The organism is Limisphaera sp. 4302-co (assembly GCF_049537155.1).
Classification (GTDB): domain Bacteria; phylum Verrucomicrobiota; class Verrucomicrobiia; order Limisphaerales; family Limisphaeraceae; genus Limisphaera.
This window is the reverse complement of record NZ_JBMVQZ010000002.1, coordinates 108,319-128,756: the sequence shown is the minus strand read 5'-3', so window position 1 is coordinate 128,756 and position 20,438 is coordinate 108,319. Positions and strand designations below refer to the sequence as shown.

16 protein-coding genes are annotated in these 20,438 nt (G+C 66.3%); 8 read left to right on the top strand and 8 right to left on the bottom strand.

Annotated elements, in window-relative coordinates; all coding sequences use genetic code 11:
• Nucleotides 1–122 precede the first annotated feature (122 nt).
• Complete coding sequence (locus tag ACPDIX_RS02850; protein WP_423430266.1) at nucleotides 123–1,310, top strand: hypothetical protein; 1,188 nt, start codon at nucleotides 123–125, stop codon at nucleotides 1,308–1,310.
• Between the two features lie 24 nt (nucleotides 1,311–1,334).
• Here ACPDIX_RS02850 and ACPDIX_RS02845 read toward each other — a convergent pair whose 3' ends face one another.
• Nucleotides 1,335–1,901 carry an FHA domain-containing protein gene (locus tag ACPDIX_RS02845; RefSeq protein WP_423430265.1) on the bottom strand — a complete coding sequence of 189 codons (567 nt, stop codon included), beginning with the start codon at nucleotides 1,899–1,901 and terminating at the stop codon, nucleotides 1,335–1,337.
• A gap of 119 nt (nucleotides 1,902–2,020) precedes the next feature.
• Here ACPDIX_RS02845 and ACPDIX_RS02840 point away from each other — a divergent pair, with 119 nt between their 5' ends.
• From ACPDIX_RS02840 to ACPDIX_RS02825, 4 genes are all read left to right on the top strand, one after another.
• Nucleotides 2,021–2,839: a sugar phosphate isomerase/epimerase family protein gene (locus ACPDIX_RS02840; protein WP_423430264.1), complete on the top strand. Its 819-nt coding sequence runs from the start codon at nucleotides 2,021–2,023 to the stop codon at nucleotides 2,837–2,839.
• A gap of 65 nt (nucleotides 2,840–2,904) precedes the next feature.
• Nucleotides 2,905–3,624, top strand: a complete 720-nt coding sequence (gene rpe / locus ACPDIX_RS02835) for a ribulose-phosphate 3-epimerase (protein ID WP_423430263.1) — start codon at nucleotides 2,905–2,907, stop codon at nucleotides 3,622–3,624.
• A complete protein-coding gene (locus ACPDIX_RS02830; protein WP_423430262.1) occupies nucleotides 3,621–5,063 on the top strand; it encodes a phosphoglucomutase/phosphomannomutase family protein in 1,443 nt (480 codons plus the stop codon). The genes rpe and ACPDIX_RS02830 overlap by 4 nt, the downstream gene beginning before the upstream one ends.
• A 99-nt stretch (nucleotides 5,064–5,162) precedes the next feature.
• Entirely contained in the window at nucleotides 5,163–5,612 is a 450-nt protein-coding gene (locus ACPDIX_RS02825) for a hypothetical protein (protein WP_423430261.1), read from the top strand.
• A 78-nt stretch (nucleotides 5,613–5,690) separates the two neighbouring features.
• Here ACPDIX_RS02825 and rsfS read toward each other — a convergent pair whose 3' ends face one another.
• The 4 genes from rsfS to ACPDIX_RS02805 all read right to left on the bottom strand — a co-directional run bounded on the left by rsfS (nucleotide 5,691) and on the right by ACPDIX_RS02805 (nucleotide 10,475).
• Nucleotides 5,691–6,059, bottom strand: a complete 369-nt coding sequence (rsfS, locus tag ACPDIX_RS02820) for a ribosome silencing factor (RefSeq protein ID WP_423430260.1) — start codon at nucleotides 6,057–6,059, stop codon at nucleotides 5,691–5,693.
• Between the two features lie 28 nt (nucleotides 6,060–6,087).
• Nucleotides 6,088–6,702, bottom strand: a complete 615-nt coding sequence (nadD, locus tag ACPDIX_RS02815; protein ID WP_423430259.1) for a nicotinate-nucleotide adenylyltransferase — start codon at nucleotides 6,700–6,702, stop codon at nucleotides 6,088–6,090.
• Nucleotides 6,699–7,958 (bottom strand): acetylxylan esterase, encoded by a 1,260-nt coding sequence (locus tag ACPDIX_RS02810; RefSeq protein ID WP_423430258.1) that lies wholly within the window; start codon nucleotides 7,956–7,958, stop codon nucleotides 6,699–6,701. The genes nadD and ACPDIX_RS02810 overlap by 4 nt, the downstream gene beginning before the upstream one ends.
• A 132-nt stretch (nucleotides 7,959–8,090) precedes the next feature.
• On the bottom strand, nucleotides 8,091–10,475 hold the full coding sequence (locus ACPDIX_RS02805; RefSeq protein ID WP_423430257.1) for a carbon starvation protein A: 2,385 nt from the start codon (nucleotides 10,473–10,475) through the stop codon (nucleotides 8,091–8,093).
• A gap of 504 nt (nucleotides 10,476–10,979) precedes the next feature.
• Between ACPDIX_RS02805 and ACPDIX_RS02800 the strand changes: the two genes are divergently transcribed.
• Nucleotides 10,980–13,820 carry an immunoglobulin domain-containing protein gene (locus ACPDIX_RS02800; protein WP_423430256.1) on the top strand — a complete coding sequence of 947 codons (2,841 nt, stop codon included), beginning with the start codon at nucleotides 10,980–10,982 and terminating at the stop codon, nucleotides 13,818–13,820.
• A gap of 197 nt (nucleotides 13,821–14,017) precedes the next feature.
• On the opposite strand, the gene ACPDIX_RS02795 is transcribed toward ACPDIX_RS02800, so the two are convergent.
• Entirely contained in the window at nucleotides 14,018–15,061 is a 1,044-nt protein-coding gene (locus ACPDIX_RS02795) for a hypothetical protein (protein WP_423430255.1), read from the bottom strand.
• A 338-nt stretch (nucleotides 15,062–15,399) separates the two neighbouring features.
• On the opposite strand from ACPDIX_RS02795, the gene ACPDIX_RS02790 reads away from it, so the two are divergent.
• The gene (locus ACPDIX_RS02790) at nucleotides 15,400–17,520 is read left to right on the top strand and encodes a prolyl oligopeptidase family serine peptidase (protein WP_423430254.1); all 2,121 of its coding nucleotides are present in this window, start codon (nucleotides 15,400–15,402) and stop codon (nucleotides 17,518–17,520) included.
• Nucleotides 17,517–18,236: an HAD-IA family hydrolase gene (locus ACPDIX_RS02785; protein WP_423430253.1), complete on the top strand. Its 720-nt coding sequence runs from the start codon at nucleotides 17,517–17,519 to the stop codon at nucleotides 18,234–18,236. Before ACPDIX_RS02790 ends, ACPDIX_RS02785 begins: the two co-directional genes overlap by 4 nt.
• Before the next feature lie 13 nt (nucleotides 18,237–18,249).
• Here ACPDIX_RS02785 and ACPDIX_RS02780 read toward each other — a convergent pair whose 3' ends face one another.
• Together ACPDIX_RS02780 and ACPDIX_RS02775 are read right to left on the bottom strand one after the other, a co-directional pair.
• Entirely contained in the window at nucleotides 18,250–19,227 is a 978-nt protein-coding gene (locus ACPDIX_RS02780; RefSeq protein WP_423430252.1) for a glycosyltransferase family 4 protein, read from the bottom strand.
• Nucleotides 19,227–20,429 carry a glycosyltransferase family 4 protein gene (locus ACPDIX_RS02775; protein WP_423430251.1) on the bottom strand — a complete coding sequence of 401 codons (1,203 nt, stop codon included), beginning with the start codon at nucleotides 20,427–20,429 and terminating at the stop codon, nucleotides 19,227–19,229. The genes ACPDIX_RS02780 and ACPDIX_RS02775 overlap by 1 nt, the downstream gene beginning before the upstream one ends.
• Between the last annotated feature and the right edge of the window lie 9 nt (nucleotides 20,430–20,438).

Genomic DNA, 20,438 nt, shown 5'->3' with positions numbered 1-20,438 from the left:
TGCCTGGCAAGCGTGCGCGGGCGCGTCCCTCGGCATGGGGCTGTGCGCTTTCAGGCCCCATGGAAGAGCCGGCCGGACCGGTGCCGTTGCACGGTTGCCGGTTCCTGTGCTACGCTTGCCCCATGGCGTTCCAAATCGGTGACGCGGTCCAGCACGGGTTTGTGGACAACCGCCAAAAGGGCCGCGTCTTCGGCAAGATCTGGCTGCGCGGTCGCGCCCGCCCGTTGGTGCTGGAGTTGGCAGGCAATGCCCGACCCGACCTGGCCGGCCGCCGCGTCCATTTCCGCCGGAAGACCACGCCGTTGATCCTGCCGGCCAGCCCTTCCCTGTCCGATCGACAGTGTGGACGAGTGGGCGATCTGACCGCTTTGCGCCCCATCGAGGTCCCTGAAGTATCGCTGGAAACCCTGCTGGGCTGGCCGGAAGATGGCGAGCCCCCTCCGACGCAGGCCATCCCCTCCTTCTACCTTGAGTGGTTCACGCCCGAGCGGGGTCGCATCGTCCTGCAGGGCCTGGACTTCAGGTTGCGCCGCTCCCGTCCCGTGTGGCAACCCACCCCGGAGGAGGAAGCCGAACGGGTCCGGCAGGTCGAGTCTGCCTGGCAACAGTACCTGGCCGAGTGGGATTCGTTCATCGAACGGCTCGATCGCACGGTCAAGGATCCGGAGGAACCCTGGGACGAATACGACTACGAACGCTTCCTTCAGGTCTGCGAAGCGCGCGGCGAAAAGTACAACGAACTCATGGAAAAATACGGCGACTCCCCCGAGGGCCGCGCGCGGATCGCCGAGGCGATGGGCTGGGGTTTCGACGACGCCCTCCTGGAGGACGAAGAAGAAGACGAGGACGTCGAGCTTGCCGGGTTTCTGGAGGAACCGCCCGATCCCGATCCTGCCCGGGAGGGACATGACTGGGTACGTTCTCCTTCGGGCGAGATCTGGCATCCGGTGGAACAGCGCTGGTGGGAGCTGCTCCGGCGGGTGGAACAGACCTTTCAAGGGCGGATGGGCAAGAGCGGGTTTCTGGATCATCCGGAGGCGGTGGCCCTGCTGGTGCAGTTCCGGGCGACGGCCGGCCGACTGGGGGCCGCGTTGCGCGGGGTGGCCTGGGGTGAACCCGGGATGGAAGGGCCGCTGGTGGTGGCCTGCCTGAAACGTGCCCTGCACTCGCTGCACGAGACCCAGCGTTGTTTCCGCGCCGCCTGGGAGGCCACCGGCCTGCCCGCCGCCCAGGCGCAGCGCCTCCAACACGAGCTGTTCCTGATCCGCGAGAAGATCCTCCAACTGATGCAGGAATACCGCCGGCGTTGAATGCCCCCGGCCGGACCGTGGATCTCACTCACCCTGGAAGGGATGGCGCAGGGTCCGCTTCTTCAGCAGGCGATCCATCATCCCCTTGAGCAGGCCCCTGGCTCCGCCGGGCACCACCGTGAGGGGCACGCAATGCCCGCTGCAGACCGGGCACAACCGCAGGTACTGACCGCCCTGGCGCCGGATCAGATGCACGCAACTGCCGCAGAAGACGCGGTGGCACTGGGTGCATTCCATGCTGGCCGGGAAGGTCGGATGGATCGAACACATTGGCACCTGATCAGCCGGGGGCGGTTCCGGTGCCTCCCGCACCTCCATCCGCACGTCTCCCAGGCGCAGGACCTGGCCCTTGTGCAACTGCACCGGCTCGGTCCCCACGGGTGTGTCGTCCACAAACGTGCCATTGGCCGAGTCCAGGTCGCGGACCCACATCCCCTCGGGCCGCACTTCGATCTCGCAGTGGAAACGGGAAACGGTGGAATCGAACACCACGAAGTCGTTTGTGGAGGACCGTCCAAACCGGTGCACCCCTTCCTTCAAGGTCAGGACTTCGTCCCGGCCGTTCGGTCCTTTCACCACCAGTTTGGCCATGTTCGCACCGTCGGTCCCGCGGCCTGAACCGCGCTGAAGGGCTCTGTGCAAAGGATCATTAGCAGTTCATGACCGGCTTTCAACCTTGAAAACCGTGGCAACCCCCGGATCATGCGGGCGTGCGATTCGCCATCTGCAACGAGATCTACCAGGGTTGGAAACTCGAGGACGCATTCGAACACGCCGCCCGAACCGGTTATGACGGGGTGGAGCTGGCGCCCTTCACCCTGGCCGAGTCGGTGACCGACCTCGGTCCGGCCGATCGCCGGCGCATCCGGGACCTGGCGGCCCGCCACGGCCTGGCCGTGGTGGGCTTGCACTGGTTGCTGGTCAAGCCCGAGGGACTGCATCTGAACCATCCCGACGCGGCCATCCGGGAACGCACCGCCCGCTACTTCGTCGAGCTGGTCCGATGCTGTGCCGACCTGGGCGGCCGGATACTCGTCCTCGGTTCACCCAGGCAGCGGAGCCTCCTGCCCGGCGTTTCCCGTGAACAGGCCGAAGAATGGACACGCGCCACCCTGCGCGATGCCGTTCGCGCCGCCGAAGATCTCGAGGTGATCCTTTGCCTGGAACCGCTCTCCCCGGCGGAGACCAACTTTCTGAACACGGCCCGGGAGACCATCGCCTTCGTCCAAACCTTCCGGTCGCCGGCCTGCCGGATCATTCTCGACGTCAAGGCGATGTGTTCCGAACCGGAGCCCATCCCGGACATCATCCGCTCTGCCTGGCCGCATTTCGCCCATTTCCACGCCAACGATCGGAACCTCAAGGGCCCGGGGTTCGGCGACGTGGATTTCCGGCCGATCGCGGCCGCGCTGCATGCGGTGGGTTACAACGGCTTCGTCTCCGTGGAGGTGTTCAATTTCGACGAAGGGCCGGACCTGATCGCCCGCCGGAGCCTGGCCTACCTGCGCCAGACCTTTGGCATGGGTTGAACACCGGAGAATCGTCCGGTCCCGCCGTTGACGCCGGCCGGATCCTTCTCCCAAGTTGGATTCGCATGATCATTGCGCCGTCATTGCTGGCCGCCAATTACGGTCGCCTGGCCCGTGAGGTGACCCGGCACAAGGTGTCCGGAGCCGAATGGCTGCACCTGGACATCATGGACGGGCACTTCGTGCCCAATCTTTCGTTCGGACCGGGCATCGTGAAGGCGCTCCGGCCGCTGACGCGCACCTTTTTCGACGTCCACCTGATGTGCAGCAAACCCGAGGTGTTGCTGCCGCTGTTCGCCGACGCGGGCGCCGACCAGATCACCGTCCACGTGGAGCTGGGCGACCGGGTCAGTCATCTGCTGTGGAAGATTCGCAGCCTGGGGTTGAAGGTGGGCCTGGCCATCAACCCGCCCACCCAGCTCGCCACCGTGCGCCCCTTCCTGTCGCGGATCGACACCCTGCTGATCATGACCGTCAACCCGGGATTCGGTGGCCAGGAATTCATCGAAGAATGCCTGCCCAAAATCCAGCAGGCCCATGCCTGGCGCCTGACCGGCGCCCACGCTTTTCACATCGAGGTGGACGGCGGCATCAACGAACACACCGCCGCCGACTGCGCCCGGGCCGGCGCAGACGTCTTCGTGGCCGGCACCGCCCTGTTCGGCCGTCCCAATCTCAAGGCCGCCGTGGCCAAACTTCGCCGGGCCGTCCACCAAGCAGTGGCGCCGGCCCCGGTCCGGCCCTCGAGAGCACACAAGCCCGGCAAACTTCCCTCCCAGCGATGAGCGCATCAACTTCCCCCTCCACGCAAGCCATCCGGTTCGGCACGGACGGCTGGCGCGCGGTCATTGCCGAAGGCTTCACCTTCGAAAACGTCGCCCGGGTGGCCCAGGCGGCGGCCGATTACTGGCGCGACCACCCCACGCCCGGCCGCCAGAACCGGGTGGCCATCGGGTATGACCGGCGGTTCTTTTCCGACCGCTTTGCCGAGTGCGCCGCCGAGGTCTTTGCCGCCAACGAGTTCGAGGTCATACTCACGCCGGTGGCCACGCCCACACCGGCGGTCTCCCTGGCCGTGCGCGACCGCTCGTGCATCGGCGGCGTCATGATCACGGCCAGTCACAACCCCCCCATGTTCAACGGGTTCAAACTCAAGTCCCACTACGGCGGCTCCTCCGACCCGGAAACCTGCCAGGCTGTCGAGAAATACCTGGACCGCTCGCCCGTCCGGCGCATGCCCGCCGCGGAGGCCGCCGCCCAAGGCCGCCTGGACAAGCTCGATCTGCGCCCCGCTCACGCACGCGCCATCCGCAAGCTGGTGGATTTCGACCTGCTGGGAAGCGCCCGACTGCGCCTGGCCCATGACGCCCTCTTTGGCGCGGCGGCCGGCGCATTCGAAGACCTCCTGAAAAACACGCGCTGCAAGGTGACCTCGTTGCACACGGAACACGACGTCCTCTTCGGCGGACTCAGTCCCGAACCGATTCCACGCAACTACGGGCCGGCCATCGAGTTTCTCCGACGCCGTCCGCACGATCTCTGTCTGGTCAATGACGGAGACGCCGACCGCCTGGGCGCGCTGGACGGGCGCGGCCGGCCCCTGACCACCCACCAGGTCGTCTGCCTGATTCTTTATCATCTCCACGAAAACCGGGGTCTGACCGGGCGGGTGGTCAAAACCCTCACGCTCACCTCCATGGTGGACAAGATGTGCGCCGCCTGGGGGTTGCCGCTGCTCGAAACGGGCGTGGGCTTCAAATACATCTGCCCGGAGATGATCAAGGGCGACGTCCTGCTGGGTGCCGAGGAAAGCGGCGGCATCGGCCTGCCCGGCCACATTCCCGAGCGGGACGGCCTTGCCGCCGGGTTGGTGCTGCTGGAGCTGCTGGCCCGGACGGGCCGATCCGTGGGGCAACTGCTGCGCCAGTTGGAGCGCCGGTTCGGCCCCCACCGGTACGGCCGGCAGGACCTTCACCTCCCCCAGGACCGAACCGCCCGGTTGCTCGAAAAACTCCGCTCGCAACCCCCCGATCGGTTGGGCCGGACACCGGTGTCCGACATCAAGACCTTTGACGGCGTCAAGATCATCGCCAACAATGGCGCCTGGCTGATGCTGCGCGGCTCCGGCACGGAACCGGTCCTGCGCATCTACGCCGAGGCCGCCACCGAAAGCGAGGTGGAGCGGCTGCTCCGGCTGGGCCTGCGTTGGACCCGCCAGGTCTGAACGGGCGGGTTCCCGGCCGGGCGCGGCGGCCCCGGCAGAAACGAGTTTGACAAGCAGGGGCGGCCCTCGAAACCGTCCCGCGCAAGTCGTTTCAATTCTATGATCGCGAATTTGACCGAAGAACAACGCCAACAGGTGGCCCGTTGGTTGGCCGAAGGAGCCAAGCTTTCCGAGGTCCAAGATCGCCTGGCCAAGGAGTTCGGGCTACGCCTCACATACATGGAGGTCCGCCTCCTGGTGGACGATCTCAAACTCCAGGTCAAAGATCCGGAGCCCGAGCCCGACCAGGCGACCGCCCAGACCGCCCCCGCCGGCCAGCCCGGCCCGGGGACCAAGGGTGTGCAGGTCACCGTGGACGAGCTCACCAAACCCGGCGCGGTCCTCAGCGGCAAGGTCACCTTCAGCGACGGGCAAAAGGCCGAGTGGTACCTCGACCAGATGGGGCGCCTCGGTCTGGCCACCGAGAAACCCGGTTACCGCCCCTCAGCCGCGGATCTGCAGGAATTCCAACAGCAACTCGATCGGGAGCTCACCCGCTACGGATTCTGAACCGGGCCCGCTCGGGAAACAGTCTGGGGAAGAAGCCCGACCCGGCAGGCTCAATCCGGGCAGGGCGATCCCCGCCGGTCAGGAGGTCACCTTGCGGCGGCGGCGTGCCCCCACACGGGGCGCGTCCCCCCACAGCCCCTCCAGATCGTAGTGCGCCCGCACGTCGCTGCGCATCAGGTGCACCACCACGTCGAAATAATCCAAAACCACCCAGCCCGTTGCCTGGTGCCCGTCCACACCGAACGGGCGCACCCCGTGTTCCTGTTCGAGCTTTTCCGTGACCTCTTCCAGCACGGCGCGCAGATGCGGTTCACTCGTCGCCGAGGCGATGACGAAGTAATCCGCCACCGACGAGAGCTTGCGCATGTCCAGCACCACGATGTCTTCGGCCTTCTTGTTGTCCGCCAGTTTCCGACAGAGCAGGGCCAGTTTCTTGGAGTCCATCATTCGCCTCGAACCACGACTCGACGCACCGTTACGCTCCTCCTGCGTACAGGCACCGCAGCCGGATGGCTTCGGCCACCGCCGGCGGCACCAACCATTCGATGGATTTGCCCTGGCGCACCCGCGCCCGGATCAACGAGGACGACAAACCCACCGGAAATCCCGTGACGCTGACACCCCGGAAGGGTTCGGGAAACGCGGGAGGAGCCTCGCCCGGCCGCATCAACGCCACGAACGTCGCCCGGCGCGCCACTTCCGCGGCCTCACGCCAGCGCGGCAGGGTGGGGACATGGTCCGCCCCCACCAGGTAAAACAGTTGCGCGCCGGGATGACGCTGCGCGTACTGCCGCAACGTCTCCACGGTGTAGGAGATCCCGCCGCGGCGGACCTCGCAATCGTCCACCTCGAATTCCGGCCGCCCGGCCAATGCCAGCCGCAGCATCCGAACCCGTTCCTCGGCCGGTGCCACCGGCGGTTGCCCCGCCTTGAACGGCGATTGGGAGGCCGGAACGAACACCACACGGTCCAGTCCCAGTTCCTCCATCGCCGCCTGGGCCACCCACAAATGTCCCCAGTGCACGGGATCGAAACTGCCCCCGAACAGGCCCAACCGCAACCCCGCCGCACTGGAATCGTCCCGCTTCATCGCCCCCGCAGGTGCCGGTCGGCAAAGTCCAGGTACCTTTCCCAGTCCCACGCAGTCAGATCGTGCCGGCCCTCACGCACATGATAGCCAATGTAGCGGCCGACCGACCGCCCCACCGGTGGCCATTCCGTGACCCCCAGACCCTCCAACCCGTACAACCGGTACACCGGCTCCGCATGCACGCCCGCCAGGAATTCGCCCCGAGGATCCGCCCAGCGATCCTCCACCGCGCTGCCGATGTAAACCGGCCGCGGCGCCATCAGGGCGATCAGCTCGTGGGCGTCCACCGGCAGGTCGTCCTCCCGGTCGTCATAGCTCTTGTATCGCCCGCAGAACCAGTGCGGAAAACGCCGGTTCAAATCCGCAATCCGTTCGCCGTATCGACGCCGGGTCAGGGCCGCCCCGCCCTCGCCCGATTCGTTCGAAATCACGATGGCAAATCGACGATCCCGCGCCCCCGCCCACAGGGCCGTCTTGCCCAGGCGCGAATGCCCGATCAACACCACCCGCCGCGCATCCACGTCGCGGTCGCCTTCCAGGTAGTCCATCGCCCGGCTCAACCCCCAGGCCCAGGCCGCAATCGCACCCCATTCGTCCGGCCGAAACACGTGGTTCGTTCCATCGGGACTCAACGCCGCGCGCACCCCCAACTTCCAACCCTCCGGATGGTCCGGTTCCAGATCCCCACAATAGGCGGTCACCAGGCCGTAGCCGCGCTCCAGGATCCGTTCCACCGGCCATCGTGAGGCGGCCCATCCACGTGAGGCCGCCGTGGCACGATTGCTCACCACCGTGCCGGCGCGGTCGTTGGGCACCCATGCCGTGGTGATGCGGATGCCGGGATCCGGATGCACCGTGTGATTGCCCATGAAATTGAGCCCCAGGAAGACCGGCACCGGGCCGCGGCGCCCGCGCGGCAGGTACAACAAAAGGTCCATTTTCGGCCCACCGCGGTCGCCTCGCAGCCAGAGGGTCACCTCGCGGCGGGTTGCCCGGCCCCCCAGCGCGTAGGCGTCCTCGCCCGCCCGCTCGAACCACATTCCGGGCGGGGCCGTGGGCGCCCGTCCGTAAACATGCTCTTCGAACAACCAGAGCAGCTCCGGACGCCTCCGCCTTTCCCAGTCCCGGCGATTCCGCACGGGCGTGCCATCCTCGCAGATCAGCGGATCCGGCAACTTGTACGCCGGGACCTTCGACTCGTCATAGTTCGGTTCGGCACCGCTGACCCGGCCGGCCCACGCCACCATGACGAGCATGCCGGCAACTACCAACCGTCCGACGGGGCGGGTCGGGCCGCGACGATTTCCCCGCGAACGCCCGCTCCTCACCCGATCGCAGTGGGGAAGCCCTTGCCCGGCAACATCCCTTCTCATGCCCTCGCTCCAGCGTTAACAACAACGTCGCACGCCATGAAACCGTTCTTCCAACACCTGAAGGTACAACCTGGCCTCGGCAGGCCGACCCGACCTGGCATGCCCGCCGCAGCACCATCCTGCACAGGCAGCCCGGGACCGCGTTTCGGCTCGAGCCAGGGCGGCCTCGCCGGAGAGCTCCCGGCTCAACGCCAGCGCCAGCGCCGCCGCCCCGGCCACGCCGACCGGCAAACCGCCCGCGCGCTCGCGGGCCAGGTGAGCCTCCAGCCACACCGGCGCCGTCTCGTGCAGCACCGCGGCCTTGCGCCCCGTCCACAACCGCCACCATTCCCGCGCGCTCAGGCCCAACACCAGTCCCACCAGCGCCAGAAACATCCCGGCCACCACGGCGTCCAGCCGGTTGTTGAACTGCAGGACACGATTCGTACGCAACGCGCGTTCAGCCTCCTCCACCGCGCCGGCATCGCCGCGGGCCCGGGCCTCCGCCAGCGCAGCCTCCAGCTCAGGGACCCGCCCGGCCAACTCACGGGCCTGTGCCAGGAATCCAATGCGCGGGTCCGGATGCGCGATCTTTTGCAGACCGGCCGTGAAGGTCACCGCCACCAACCAGACCAGCGGGAGCAGCGTGACCAACGCCAGGGCAGGCCGGCCCGGACGTCGCACCGGCGTTTCATCCGGCGGTGCCGGATCGGGCTGCTCGCGCCGGCGCAGTTCCAACTTCAGGATGACCGTGGTTCCGAGGCAGAGCGCGATGGCCGCCAGCATCTGGTTGGCGATGCCAAACAACGGCCAAAGCGAATTGATGCCCCCCAGCGGATCCCGCACACCCTGGATCAGGAAATACCCCCACGCACCCACCATCAGGGAACTGACGAACAGGTTCGCCCCCAGGCTGCGCGTGTTGCCCAACGGCCGCCACAGATGGCCCAGGAAATCGTGCAGGATGTAGCGCGCCACCCGTGTCCCCGCGTCAATGGTCGTCAGAATGAAGAGCGCCTCGAACATGATGGCGAAGTGGTACCACAGATCGAGCCAACGCCGGCCCACCGCATGCGAAAAGATCTGGGCCATCCCCACGGCCAACGTCGCCGCCCCGCCGGTGCGCCCGAACAATGTGTGTTCGCCCACGGATTGCGCCAACTCCTCCATGTGCTCCACTGTCACGGGATAGCCCGCCGCCGTCACCCGGGCCGCCACCGCCGCGGGTTCACCCTTCATGTTCATCGAGAAATACACCCCGGGTTCCATCGTACAGGCCGCCACCATCGCCATGATGGCCACGAACGACTCCAGACACATCGCACCATACCCCACCGGCCGCGCATAACTTTCCCGAGTGATCAGCTTGGGCGTCGTCCCGCTGGAGATCAGGGAGTGGAAACCCGAAATCGCCCCGCACGCGATGGTGATGAAACAAAACGGGAACAACTTGCCCGCCACGACCGGACCGGTGCCGTCCACGAACGAGGTCACCGGCGGCAGTTTCAGATCCGGCAACACCACCAGAATCCCCAACGCCAACAACACGATCGTCCCCAGCTTCATGAACGTGCTGAGGTAATCCCGCGGCGCCAGCAGCAGCCACACCGGCAACACGCTGGCCAACAAACCGTAACCAATGATGGCCCAGGCCAGCGTCTCCCCGCTCAGCGTCAGCGCGCCCGAAAGCGTGGGGTGTTCGAACACCCACTTGCCGCCCCACACCGCCAGCAACAGCCCCGCCACACCCAGGACCGAAGCCTCCCGGACGCGGCCCACACGCCAAAACCTCAGGTACAGCCCCATGGCCATCGCCAGCGGAATCGTCGCCCCCACGGTGAACACCCCCCAGGGGCTTTCCGCCAGCGCCTTCACCACCACCAGCGCCAACACCGCCAGCAGAATCGTCAGAATCGCCAGAATCGCCACCAGCGCCACCAGCCCCGCCGGGCGGTTCAGCTCCTCCCGGACCATCTCGCCGAGCGACCGCCCTCCGCGCCGCATCGAACAAAACAGGATCACGAAATCCTGCACCGCACCCCCCAACACGCAGCCGATCAACAACCACAACGTCCCTGGCAGGTAACCGAACTGTGCCGCCAGCACCGGCCCCACCAGCGGACCCGGACCCGAAATGGCCGCGAAGTGATGGCCGAACACGATCCATTTGTGGGTGCGGACGTAGTCCTTTCCGTCCTCCATCACCTCCGCCGGCGTGGCCCGCCGGTCGTTCAGGGCCATGACGCGCGCCGCCACCCACTTGGAATAGAACCGGTACCCGAGTGCGTAAGAACAGACGGCCGCTATGAGGATGGTGGCTGCATTGACGGATTCACCTCGGGGCAGGGCCAATGAGACGTAAGCCGCAGCACCCGCCACCGCGACCAACACCCAGACCAACGCACGCCAACCACTTTTCATCACCGCCATCCCTTTTTCCATCAAACCCCGGCCAGCGTAAAGCCCGGAATGCCGCGGGCCGAACCGCTTCCGCGCCCGGACCGGCTCCCGGACACCCGGGCTGCAAGACTCCACCGGGGAACACGGCCCGTGCCTGCTCCAGGCGGGTGCACACGTACACATTTTTCAAACTGCCGTGCACAGAATCGGTGTGGCGGGTTTTTTCATCCCGGGTTATAAGGAACGCTGGCCACAAGACTCGCCATGACAAACGCTCTCCTCCACCTCCACTCACTCGCCGTCGGTCCTCACCCTCGTCCGGCGCGGCGCACGGGCACGGGGATGGCCTGCCAACTGCCGGGGCAGGGTTTGAATTTCTTTCTCCCCGCTTTCCCTAAAATGCGTGGCGGGCCGCAGACCAGCGAAGTGCAATCGTCGGAGCATCGCTCGTGCACCCCGGCCGTCCCCACGGGTTTCGAGTCCGCTGCCTCGGGAAGTCCCGGGAGCTCTCGCCCGGCCGTCCCCATGGGCGAGCGGGGCCCTTGCAAATGCCGCCGCGGCGCTGGGCTGTTCCTGATTTGCGCCCTCCTGAGTGCGCCGAGCGCCGGCCCGTCCGCCCGGGCTGCGGTGGCCCTGCCGTTTCACGATCCATTCGCCTACGACGAAGGGCGGCTCAACGATGTGGGCAGCCCCGTCTGGGCCGCCGGGAGTACCGGCTGGGAGTTGGCTGTCAGCAACAGTGCCGCTCTGGCGGCTCCGGAGGGGTTCATGCCCGCCACAGGGCGCGGCGTCCGGCGCGCCCCATCCGGCACGGCCCGGCGGTCGGTTTTGGAATTCGAGAGTGTGCCGGCGCAGGACGGCCGGGAGGTGTTTGTCTCCCTGCTCATCCAGGTTGCCAACCCGCCCCCTGCCACGCAACTGATCGCCTTCCTGGACAATAACTCCTCCAGTCAAAGCGCTCCGCAGGCCGGGTTGTTCCTCACCGCGGACGGCCGACTCGGTGTCGGAAAGAAGACTTCGCAGCCGGGATTTGTAACCGAAGCGCCTCTCGGTACGGCCGTGCACCTGGTGGTGATGCGATACCGATTCGAATCCGGCAACGACCGCGTGGATCTCTGGGTGGACCCGGACCCTTCCACATACGAATCAGCTGCGGTTCCGCCCTCTCTGGGGTTTGTGACGGGCGGCACCGACCCTGCTTTTCTGCGGTACTTCCAGATTTACTCCTCTCCGCAGGCCGGTGGAGTCCAGTACTTGGACGAACTCCGGATCGGTCCCAGCTGGGCTGAGGCGGTCCCCTCGGGGGCCCCTCCGGCAGCCGGGCGGGTGGCTTTCGTCTCCCAACCGACCGACGGTTATACCAACCAACCGCTGCCCGCCGTGGTGGTTCAAGTCCAGTCCCTTGCAGGCACACCAGTCCGCATCGAAGGTGTGCCCATCACCCTGTTTCTGGCACCCGACACCGTCCCATGGACAGGCACTGCAACCCGCCTCACCGATGCCACAGGTCGCGCAGTGTTCGATGATCTGCAGGTGCTCGCACCCGCAACCTACCTTCAGCTCCGCGCCATTGCCGGTCCGCCGGGTGAATCCTGGCTGGAAGCCCTGAGCCGACCCTTTGCCGTTCATCTGCCGCCTCTTTTTGAGGAGTGGCGGTTCACCGGCGTTTGGCTGGATGGGGACTCCGTTCGCCTCTCGGGCGGCGGTCCTGAACCCGGGCAGTTTGTCCAACTACTCGCCTCGACGGAACCGGCCGCGGCATCATCGTGGTTGTTGGTGGATTACGGCAATCTCGGCCCGGAGGGTTCCATTCATTTCCGGGTGCCCCGCTCACCCGCTCTTCCGCGCGCGTTCTACCGACTGCGGTCCGGCGACACCGGCACGAAGCTTGAACCTCCGTCCATCGGTGCGGCCCCCGCCCCGCTCACAGTTTCCCCGGGGTCCCCTGCCGAGTTCCGCACCGTGGGCATCGGGCCGCAGCTTCACTACTTGTGGCTCTCAAACGGCGTCCCCCTGCCCGGCCGAACCAATCCCGTCTTTCTCATCCCCGAAGCCCACCCCCATCACGAGGCCGATTACCAGGTCATCGTGGCCAACGTCGTCAATGCCATCACCAGCGCGCCGGCCCGACTGCGAGTTGCCAATCTTCCACCGGAGATCCTCAGCGAACCGGGTGACCTCGAGGTCGTTGTTGGTGACACTGCTGTTTTCTCCGTCCACGCCGGCGGCACGGTGCCCCTGAGCTATCAATGGTTCCACAACGGAATCGCCCTGCCGGGTGCCACCAGTGCCGTACTGGTCCTGTCGGACGTCAGCAACACGCATGAAGGTTCCTATCAGGTCCTTCTCAGTAACGCCTGGGGAACCATCTGGAGCCGGCCCGCCACGCTCGCCGTGTCCGAAATCCCAACCGCCCCACCCGTTACCAACCTGATGGGATTCGCCATGGGCGTGACCGGAGGCGCGGGCGGCTCCATCACCAATGTGTCGACCTATCCCCAGCTGCGCGCCGCCTGCAGGCTCTCCGGCCCCTGGATCATCCGCGTCCACGGGACCATCACCGTCACGGACGACTACTGCTACATCACGCAGCCCAACAAAACAATCGTCGGGATCGGCACCAACGCAGCCATCGTGGGCGGCGGGCTTCGCGTCGCCACCACCAATGTCGTGATCGCCAATCTCTTTTTCCAGGCCACCAACCATTCGAACGCTGACGGGATCACCATCGACACGAGCAGCCACGGCACCGGTAAATACGTCTGGATCGATCACTGCACGTTCTTCAACTGCCGGGATGGTTCGGTGGATATCACCAAGGGAGCCGATTTCGTCACAGTTTCCTGGTGCAAATTCTTCTACCCGCCCGTTCCCCGCGGAACGGTCAACCACGAGTTCGTGAATCTGATCGCCTCAAGCGACAGCGACCGCGGAGACTACCATGTGACCTTCCATCACAATTGGTACGGCCCTTACTGCCGCGAGCGCATGCCCTCGGTCCGGTTCGGGCGCGTCCACGTCTTTAACAACTACTACGACTGCTTCGACAACAACTACTGCATCCGGACGCGTATTGACGCCGAGGTCCTGGTGGAGAACAACTATTTCCTCGGAGTTCAAAACCCTTGGGAGCGCTACGTCACCTCCGGCAATCCGGGCCGTCTGAAGGCGCGCGGCAACATCACCCGCGACTGCACCTGGCGGGTCTGGACGCGTGGTGTCGAGCTGATTGACGGGAATGATGAGCTGACCGATCCCGCTCTCACCACGGAGCTGTACCCCTATACGCTGACCCCGACAGAACACGTGCCCCATTATGTGCAAACCTACGCCGGCGCGGGAAAGTATCCCTACGTTCAGCCTTAGCCGGCGCCTCGAAAGTCGCGACGTTCGGTTCTAAACCCTTTTCGCTGCCCGGTGAAAGCCGGCCGCCAACGGGCCGCGGGACATGGATGGTTCCCCGGATCAGTAGCAATTCCCCGCCGAAAATCCGTCGCCCCGCGCCACCGCCGGTCCGCCGGTCTTTCAGATCTCCGGACAATCCGGGCGGCAGGTTCCCCGCCTCAGTTGAGCCGGTTCCGGAGCAGATTCAAAAACCGTGCCACCCCGGTCCGCTCGACGTCGAACGAAGACGCGTCCCAATCCCTGCCCGTAAAATGCCGCGCCACCATCGCGGCCCGTACTGCACAGGCGTGGTACAGCGCGACCAACATCCCCGGACGATGGGCCAGAGCGGGCAGGAAACAGCTGAAGTTCAGGAAACCCTCACGATGCGAGTAACTGCCATAACCGTATCCCCACGGTTGCCGGATCAGTTCACGTTCATTCATGGCAAGAGCCAGGCGGATACCCTCGGCCTCGTCCCTGGTCATGACCGGAAAGGTCTGCACAATCAACAAGCCCGGCCCGTACTCGGGGTGGGAAACATCGGCACCAAACTGGCAAAGCGACGATTCGTCCCCGAAAGGGAACTCAACCGTCAAACTCCTCTCGTCGCCCGTGGCCAGCAAAGCCGGGGGTACCGATGCCTCCCGCCGGCCCAACTGTTTCAGCTCCGGCCCCTTCCAACGGGAACCTGTCAGGGCACTCGCCAGAATCATCAAGGGCACCCCCTCCACCAACTCGTCCGGAGTTTCCCGGACCGGCTTCCCCTGCGGGGCACTCCATGCCTCCTCGGCCCCGAGCGCCTCCGCCAACAGCGGGCCCGCTTTCCGCGCCTCGAGCACCTGCAGCATGGCGGCCAGTCCGATCAACGGACGCATCCAGGACACGTTGCCCTCGTAGACCCGGACCAGACTCGCCAGTTCGAGCGTACCGTTCTCAGCGTGGTAGGTCGGGCCGGCCATGGAAGCCGGCGTCATCAGCAGATCGCGGATCGGCTCGAGATGTTCGTCCCGCAACTGCGGCAGCCGGACCACTTCGGTACGCACCGAAATCCACCAGCCCTCCTCGCCTGCCGGACCGGTTTCCCGTCCGGTCACTTCGATCGTTTGTGCGTGCTGGTCCGGCCACCAGCGGAAACCGTGGGGTGTCTTCACCGACCATTCCGCATCCACCCGAAGTTGCTCCCGGTAGAGCCAGTCCACAGCGGCCTCTCCCGTATTCATCTTGCTTCCCTCCGTGCTGACACCGTTCTGTCCGTGATCCGGGCCGACATGGTAGGAATCGGCCGAAAGTCGGTCCGCCTTGAGTGCCGGCAAAGGTCTGGCCCGGGCAGTGACCGGCCGCGAGGGGCGAGGGCGGCAGCCGGATGGCCGCTCCCCGGCCGGCGCCCTCTGCCCACGGCGATTTCCGCCGCAGCCGCAGCGGCGCCGGATCCGAAGGCCCGCCCACACCGTCCCGAGCTTCCGGGTCTCCGTCCCCGCCCCTCGGCTCACACCGTCCCCGGCGGGCGTTTGGCGGAAGTCTTTGACCACGCGGCGAGGTTCCCCTCAATCTGACGGACATGTGGACGGTCAAACTGGTTGTCGCCTGTGCACTGCTACTGGCCCTGCTGGCCTGTGTGAGTCCCGGCCCGCGCATCCGCTACCCGGTGACCACCAAGAAGCCCGTGGTGGACGATTACCACGGTACCCGGATCGAGGATCCCTACCGCTGGCTCGAAGACGATCATTCGCCCGAGACAAAGGCCTGGGTCGAAGCGCAGAACCGCGTGACGTTCGATTATCTGGCCCGGCTGCCGGAACGGGAACCACTCCGCGAACGACTGACCGAGCTGTGGAACTTCGAACGTTTCAGCCCGCCCGTGCGCCGCGGCAACCACTATTTCTTCAGCAAAAACGACGGCCTGCAGAACCAGTCCGTGCTGTACGTGGCCGATTCCCTCGAAAGCGCTCCCCGGCCGCTGCTGGATCCGAACGAATGGTCATCCGATGGCACCGTGGCCCTCACCGGCGCCACCGCCACCGAGGACGGTCGCCTGCTGGCCTACGGGCGGTCCGTGGCCGGCAGCGACTGGCAGGAATGGTACGTCCGCGACGTGGAATCCGGACGCGACCTTCCCGACCGCATTCGCTGGGTCAAGTTCAGTTCGGCCTCCTGGTTGAAGGACGGATCCGGCTTTTTCTACAGCCGGTTCGACGAACCGGACGAGAAAACGCGGCTCACCGGGGTCAACTACTACCACAAACTCTACTTCCACCGCCTCGGCACCCCTCAGGGCGAGGACCGCCTGATCTACCACCGGCCGGACCAGAAGGAATGGGGATTCTACGGCGAGGTGACCGACGATGGCTCGTATCTCGTCATCACCGTCACGCGTGGCACCGATCCGAAGAACTGCATTTTCTATCTCCACCTCCGCCAGCCCGACAGTCCGGTCGTGGAACTGCTCCCGGATTTCCAGGCCGATTTCACCTTCCTGGACAACGACGGGCCGGTGTTCTGGTTCCGCACCGACCTGGATGCGCCGCGTGGCCGGATCGTCGCCATTGACATCCGGCAACCGGACCGCCGTCACTGGCGCGAGCTGGTGCCGCAGTCGGAGGACACCCTCCGGCAGGTGCGCGTCGTCGGCAACCGTTTCGTCGCCGAATATCTGCACCACGCCAGCAGCCGGCTGCGGCTCTTCACGCTGGACGGCCGGCCCGACGGTGAAATCGAGCTCCCGGGCTTCGGCACCGTCAGCGGCCTCTCGGGCCGGCGAGCCGACACCGAACTCTTCTTTCACTACACCAGTTACACCGTGCCGGGTCGGGTCTACCGTTACGATCTCTCCACCCGGCAACTTTCCGTCTGGCGCCAACCGAAACTGCCCTTCAACCCGGACGACTTCGAGACGCAGCAGGTCTTTTACACCAGCAAGGACGGCACCCGCGTGCCGATGTTCCTGTCCCATCGCAAGGGCCTGAAACCCAACGGGCGGATCCCCACCCTGCTCTACGGCTACGGCGGGTTCAACATCAGCCTCACACCGTCCTTCAGCGTGGCGAACCTCGTCTGGATGGAACAGGGCGGCCTCTACGCCGTGCCCAACCTCCGTGGCGGGGGCGAGTACGGCGAGACCTGGCACCAGGCGGGAATGAAACACAACAAGCAAAACGTCTTCGACGATTTCATCGCGGCGGCCGAGTGGCTCATCTCCCGGGGCTACACCTCGCCGCGTCACCTGGCCATCGCCGGAGGGAGCAACGGGGGGCTGCTCGTCGGTGCGTGCATGACGCAGCGACCCGACCTGTTCGCCGTCGCCCTGCCCGCCGTGGGCGTCATGGACATGCTGCGCTTCCACAAATTCACCATCGGCTGGGCATGGACTGCCGAGTACGGCTCTGCGGACAATCCCGAGGATTTCCCCCACCTGCTGGCCTACTCGCCGCTGCACAACCTGCGCCCGGGCGTCCGTTACCCGGCCACCCTGATCACCACGGCCGATCACGACGATCGGGTCGTCCCGGCCCACAGTTTCAAATTCGCCGCCCGTCTTCAGGAATGCCAGGCCCGCAACGGCCCGCCCGTGCTCATCCGCATTGAAACCCGGGCCGGACACGGCGCCGGCAAACCGACGGCCAAACAGATCGAGGAAGCCACCGATCGGCTGGCCTTTGCCCTTCATCACACCCGGCCATGAGACCCGACCGGCACCAGCCCCCCGCCACGCTGCGCGCCGTCACCTTCGACGTGGGTTGGACCTTCCTCAGCGTCCGGCCCTCCGTCGGACATGTCTACGCCCGGGTGGCACGGGATTGGACCGGCCAAACTTTCGACCCGCACCGGCTCAACCGCCGGTTCCAAACCGCGTGGCGTGGCTGTGCCGACTTCGACCATTCCCGCGCCGGTTGGATGGCCCTCGTGGATGCCACCTTTGCAGGTCTGGTGACCGAACCGCCCAGCCGCACCTTCTTTGGCGACCTCTACCGCCGGTTCGGGCAACCGGGCGTCTGGCGCGTGGACCCGCACCTACCCGAAGTGCTGACCCGCCTGCGATCACACGGGCTGCGCCTCGGGATCGTTTCCAACTGGGATCTCCGGCTCCGACCCCTCCTCCGGGCCCTCGACCTGGAGAGGCAATTCGACGTGGTGATCATCTCGGCCGAGGTCGGTTTCAGCAAGCCTTCGCCGGCCATCTTCCTGCGGGCGGCCGACGTGCTGGGGCTGGCCCCGCAGGAGATCCTCCACGTGGGGGACGACCCCCGGCAGGACTACCAGGGCGCGCGCCACGCCGGTTTCCAAGCCGTGACGCTGCACCGGGGCCTGCGCAGGCCGGAACCGCGACGCATCGGGTCCCTGCGCCAACTGCTGCCCTGGATCCGCAGGGCGGGGTTTCTCGGCACCCGGGGGTTGTAACGCTGCCGGCCCGCTACCAGAGCAGGGCCACCGCACCTGTTGCAGCCGCCACCAACCACAAGAGCAGGACGGCCCGAACCGGGCTCAGGCCGCAACGGACCAGCAGGTGCGAGAAATGCTGCGTGTCGCCCACGTAGAAAGGCTGTCCCCTGCGCCACCGCCGGATCACCACCTGCACCAGGTCCGCCAACGGCACCCCCACCACCCACAACGGCGAAAGCACGGCATATCCGCGTGGGTGCACCTCGCTGTAAAAATGCGGCAGTATGGCCAGCACGGCCACCCAGTAGCCCACCAGATGACTGCCGCTGTCTCCCAGAAAAACGCGGGCGCGCGGAAAGTTCCAGGGCAGAAACCCCGCCAATGCACCACAAACCGCAAAGCCGCAAGCCGCCACCAGATACTGCCCCTGCCGCGCGGCGCTCATGGCAAAGTACCACGAGGCAATCAGGCCGAGACCCGCGCACAGACCGTTCATGTTGTCCGTGAAATTGAATGCGTTGACCAGCGTGAGGATCCACAACACGGTCAGCGCATAACTGAAGAACGGATCGGGCACGAACAACGTGATGCGGATGCCGGCCAGGGCCACCGCGCTGGCCACCACCCACTGGCCCACAAACTTCGCCGCCGGGCGCAGCTCATGACGATCGTCCAGAGCGCCCAGGATCGTCATGGCCACCGCGCCACCCACCAGGACCGCCAACTGCCCCGCCCGGCGCCCCACCCCGTGCCAGAGGGCCGCCTGGGTGGCGGGGTCCCACCAGAACGTCCGCACCGCCACAACACCCGCCGCCAACGCCACCAGCCAGCCCGTCAACACCGCCACGCCACCGGCCAACGGCGTCGGCTCGGCGTGGATCTTACGGTGGCCGGGATCGTCCACCATCCCCAGCCGCACCACCACTCCACGCCAGAGCCTCATGCTGCAGGCCGTGCCCGCGCAGGCCACCAGGGCCGGCAGGGCATAGATGCCGAACGTCGTGTCCATCAGTTTCCCGTCGCGAGTCCCGGGCGGGGCAAGCCTGTGATCCCGCCGGAGCTCCCCAGCAACCGCAGATACAGTTCGTGCAACCGGTCCACCATGAGCCGAACATCGAAATGTTGCTTCACCCACTCGCGACCCCGCCAGCCCCAACGCTCCCGCAGCGACGCATCACTCAACAACTGCGTCAGAGCCGACTCTAATCCGGCCAGGTCTCCGGGCTCGACCAGAAGGCCGGTCTCCCCGGGCCGACACACCTCCGGGGCGCCGTCGCACGCGTAGGCCACCACGGGTTTGCCCGCCGCCAGTGCCTGCGGGAGAGCGCGCGGCAATCCTTCGCGTCGCGACAGGTGCACCACCACGTCCATGACGCCCATCCAATGAGGCATGCTTTCGGGAGGCACCAACCCCACGAAACGAACCGCGCCGTCCACTCCCAGGGCGCGGGCCCGTGCCTCCAGACGGGCCCGCCAGGCGCCGTCGCCCACGAAGAGGAAACGCAGGTGGGGAAACCGTCGCAACAGGGCGGGCGCCACCGCCAACAGGTCGTCATGGCCCTTCAGCTTGAACAACCGGGCCACCTTGCCCACGACCAGGTCTCCGGGGTTCAGTCCGGCCCGCGCGCGCCATGCCGGGTCGTTGGTCGCGCGCAGGAACGGTTCGAGATCGAAGCCGCTGTAGATCAGACTGTACTGCTCCGGCCGGCCGATCCCCGCCTCCAGGTACCGCCGGGCCATCGCCTCGGCCACCACCACGAAATGCGTGGTCACCCGACCGGCCCGGCGTTCGGCCCACCGGAAAAGTGCGTTGGGCAACGGACCCTGAAAGGGTCCGAACGACGGTCCGTGGATGGTGTGCACGATCACCGGAACGCCCGCCCGATGCGCCGCCAGACGGCCCAGGAACCCGGCCTTGCCGCTGTGGGTGTGCACCAGATCGGGTCGCAACCTGCGAAACCGCCGGGTCAAACTCCGCCAAGCCAGCACGTCCCGCCACGGGTGGACCGGCCGAATCAGGTGCCGCTCCAGCTCCAGCAATCCCGGCACGGCCGCCGCCACCGGCTCCAACGAACCTTCCGGTCCGTACGTGGGCCCTGAAATCAGGTGCACGCTCCAGCCGTGGCGCTGGCGCAGCCCGATCACGCTGGCCAGCGTATTTTCCTGCGCCCCGCCCACGATCAGGCGGGTGATCACGTGCACCACGCGCATGCTCGCCGG

Excerpts from the sequence above, each read along its gene's own strand:
- ACPDIX_RS02850 (WP_423430266.1), top strand. The coding sequence starts at position 123 with ATGGCGTTCCAAATCGGTGACGCGGTCCAGCACGGGTTTGTGGACAAC.
- ACPDIX_RS02845 (WP_423430265.1), bottom strand. The coding sequence starts at position 1,901 with ATGGCCAAACTGGTGGTGAAAGGACCGAACGGCCGGGACGAAGTCCTG.
- rpe (WP_423430263.1), top strand. The coding sequence starts at position 2,905 with ATGATCATTGCGCCGTCATTGCTGGCCGCCAATTACGGTCGCCTGGCC.
- ACPDIX_RS02830 (WP_423430262.1), top strand. The coding sequence starts at position 3,621 with ATGAGCGCATCAACTTCCCCCTCCACGCAAGCCATCCGGTTCGGCACG.
- ACPDIX_RS02825 (WP_423430261.1), top strand. The coding sequence starts at position 5,163 with ATGATCGCGAATTTGACCGAAGAACAACGCCAACAGGTGGCCCGTTGG.
- rsfS (WP_423430260.1), bottom strand. The coding sequence starts at position 6,059 with ATGATGGACTCCAAGAAACTGGCCCTGCTCTGTCGGAAACTGGCGGAC.
- nadD (WP_423430259.1), bottom strand. The coding sequence starts at position 6,702 with ATGAAGCGGGACGATTCCAGTGCGGCGGGGTTGCGGTTGGGCCTGTTC.
- ACPDIX_RS02810 (WP_423430258.1), bottom strand. The coding sequence starts at position 7,958 with ATGCTCGTCATGGTGGCGTGGGCCGGCCGGGTCAGCGGTGCCGAACCG.
- ACPDIX_RS02805 (WP_423430257.1), bottom strand. The coding sequence starts at position 10,475 with ATGAAAAGTGGTTGGCGTGCGTTGGTCTGGGTGTTGGTCGCGGTGGCG.
- ACPDIX_RS02800 (WP_423430256.1), top strand. The coding sequence starts at position 10,980 with ATGGGCGAGCGGGGCCCTTGCAAATGCCGCCGCGGCGCTGGGCTGTTC.
- ACPDIX_RS02795 (WP_423430255.1), bottom strand. The coding sequence starts at position 15,061 with ATGAATACGGGAGAGGCCGCTGTGGACTGGCTCTACCGGGAGCAACTT.
- ACPDIX_RS02790 (WP_423430254.1), top strand. The coding sequence starts at position 15,400 with ATGTGGACGGTCAAACTGGTTGTCGCCTGTGCACTGCTACTGGCCCTG.
- ACPDIX_RS02785 (WP_423430253.1), top strand. The coding sequence starts at position 17,517 with ATGAGACCCGACCGGCACCAGCCCCCCGCCACGCTGCGCGCCGTCACC.
- ACPDIX_RS02780 (WP_423430252.1), bottom strand. The coding sequence starts at position 19,227 with ATGGACACGACGTTCGGCATCTATGCCCTGCCGGCCCTGGTGGCCTGC.
- ACPDIX_RS02775 (WP_423430251.1), bottom strand. The coding sequence starts at position 20,429 with ATGCGCGTGGTGCACGTGATCACCCGCCTGATCGTGGGCGGGGCGCAG.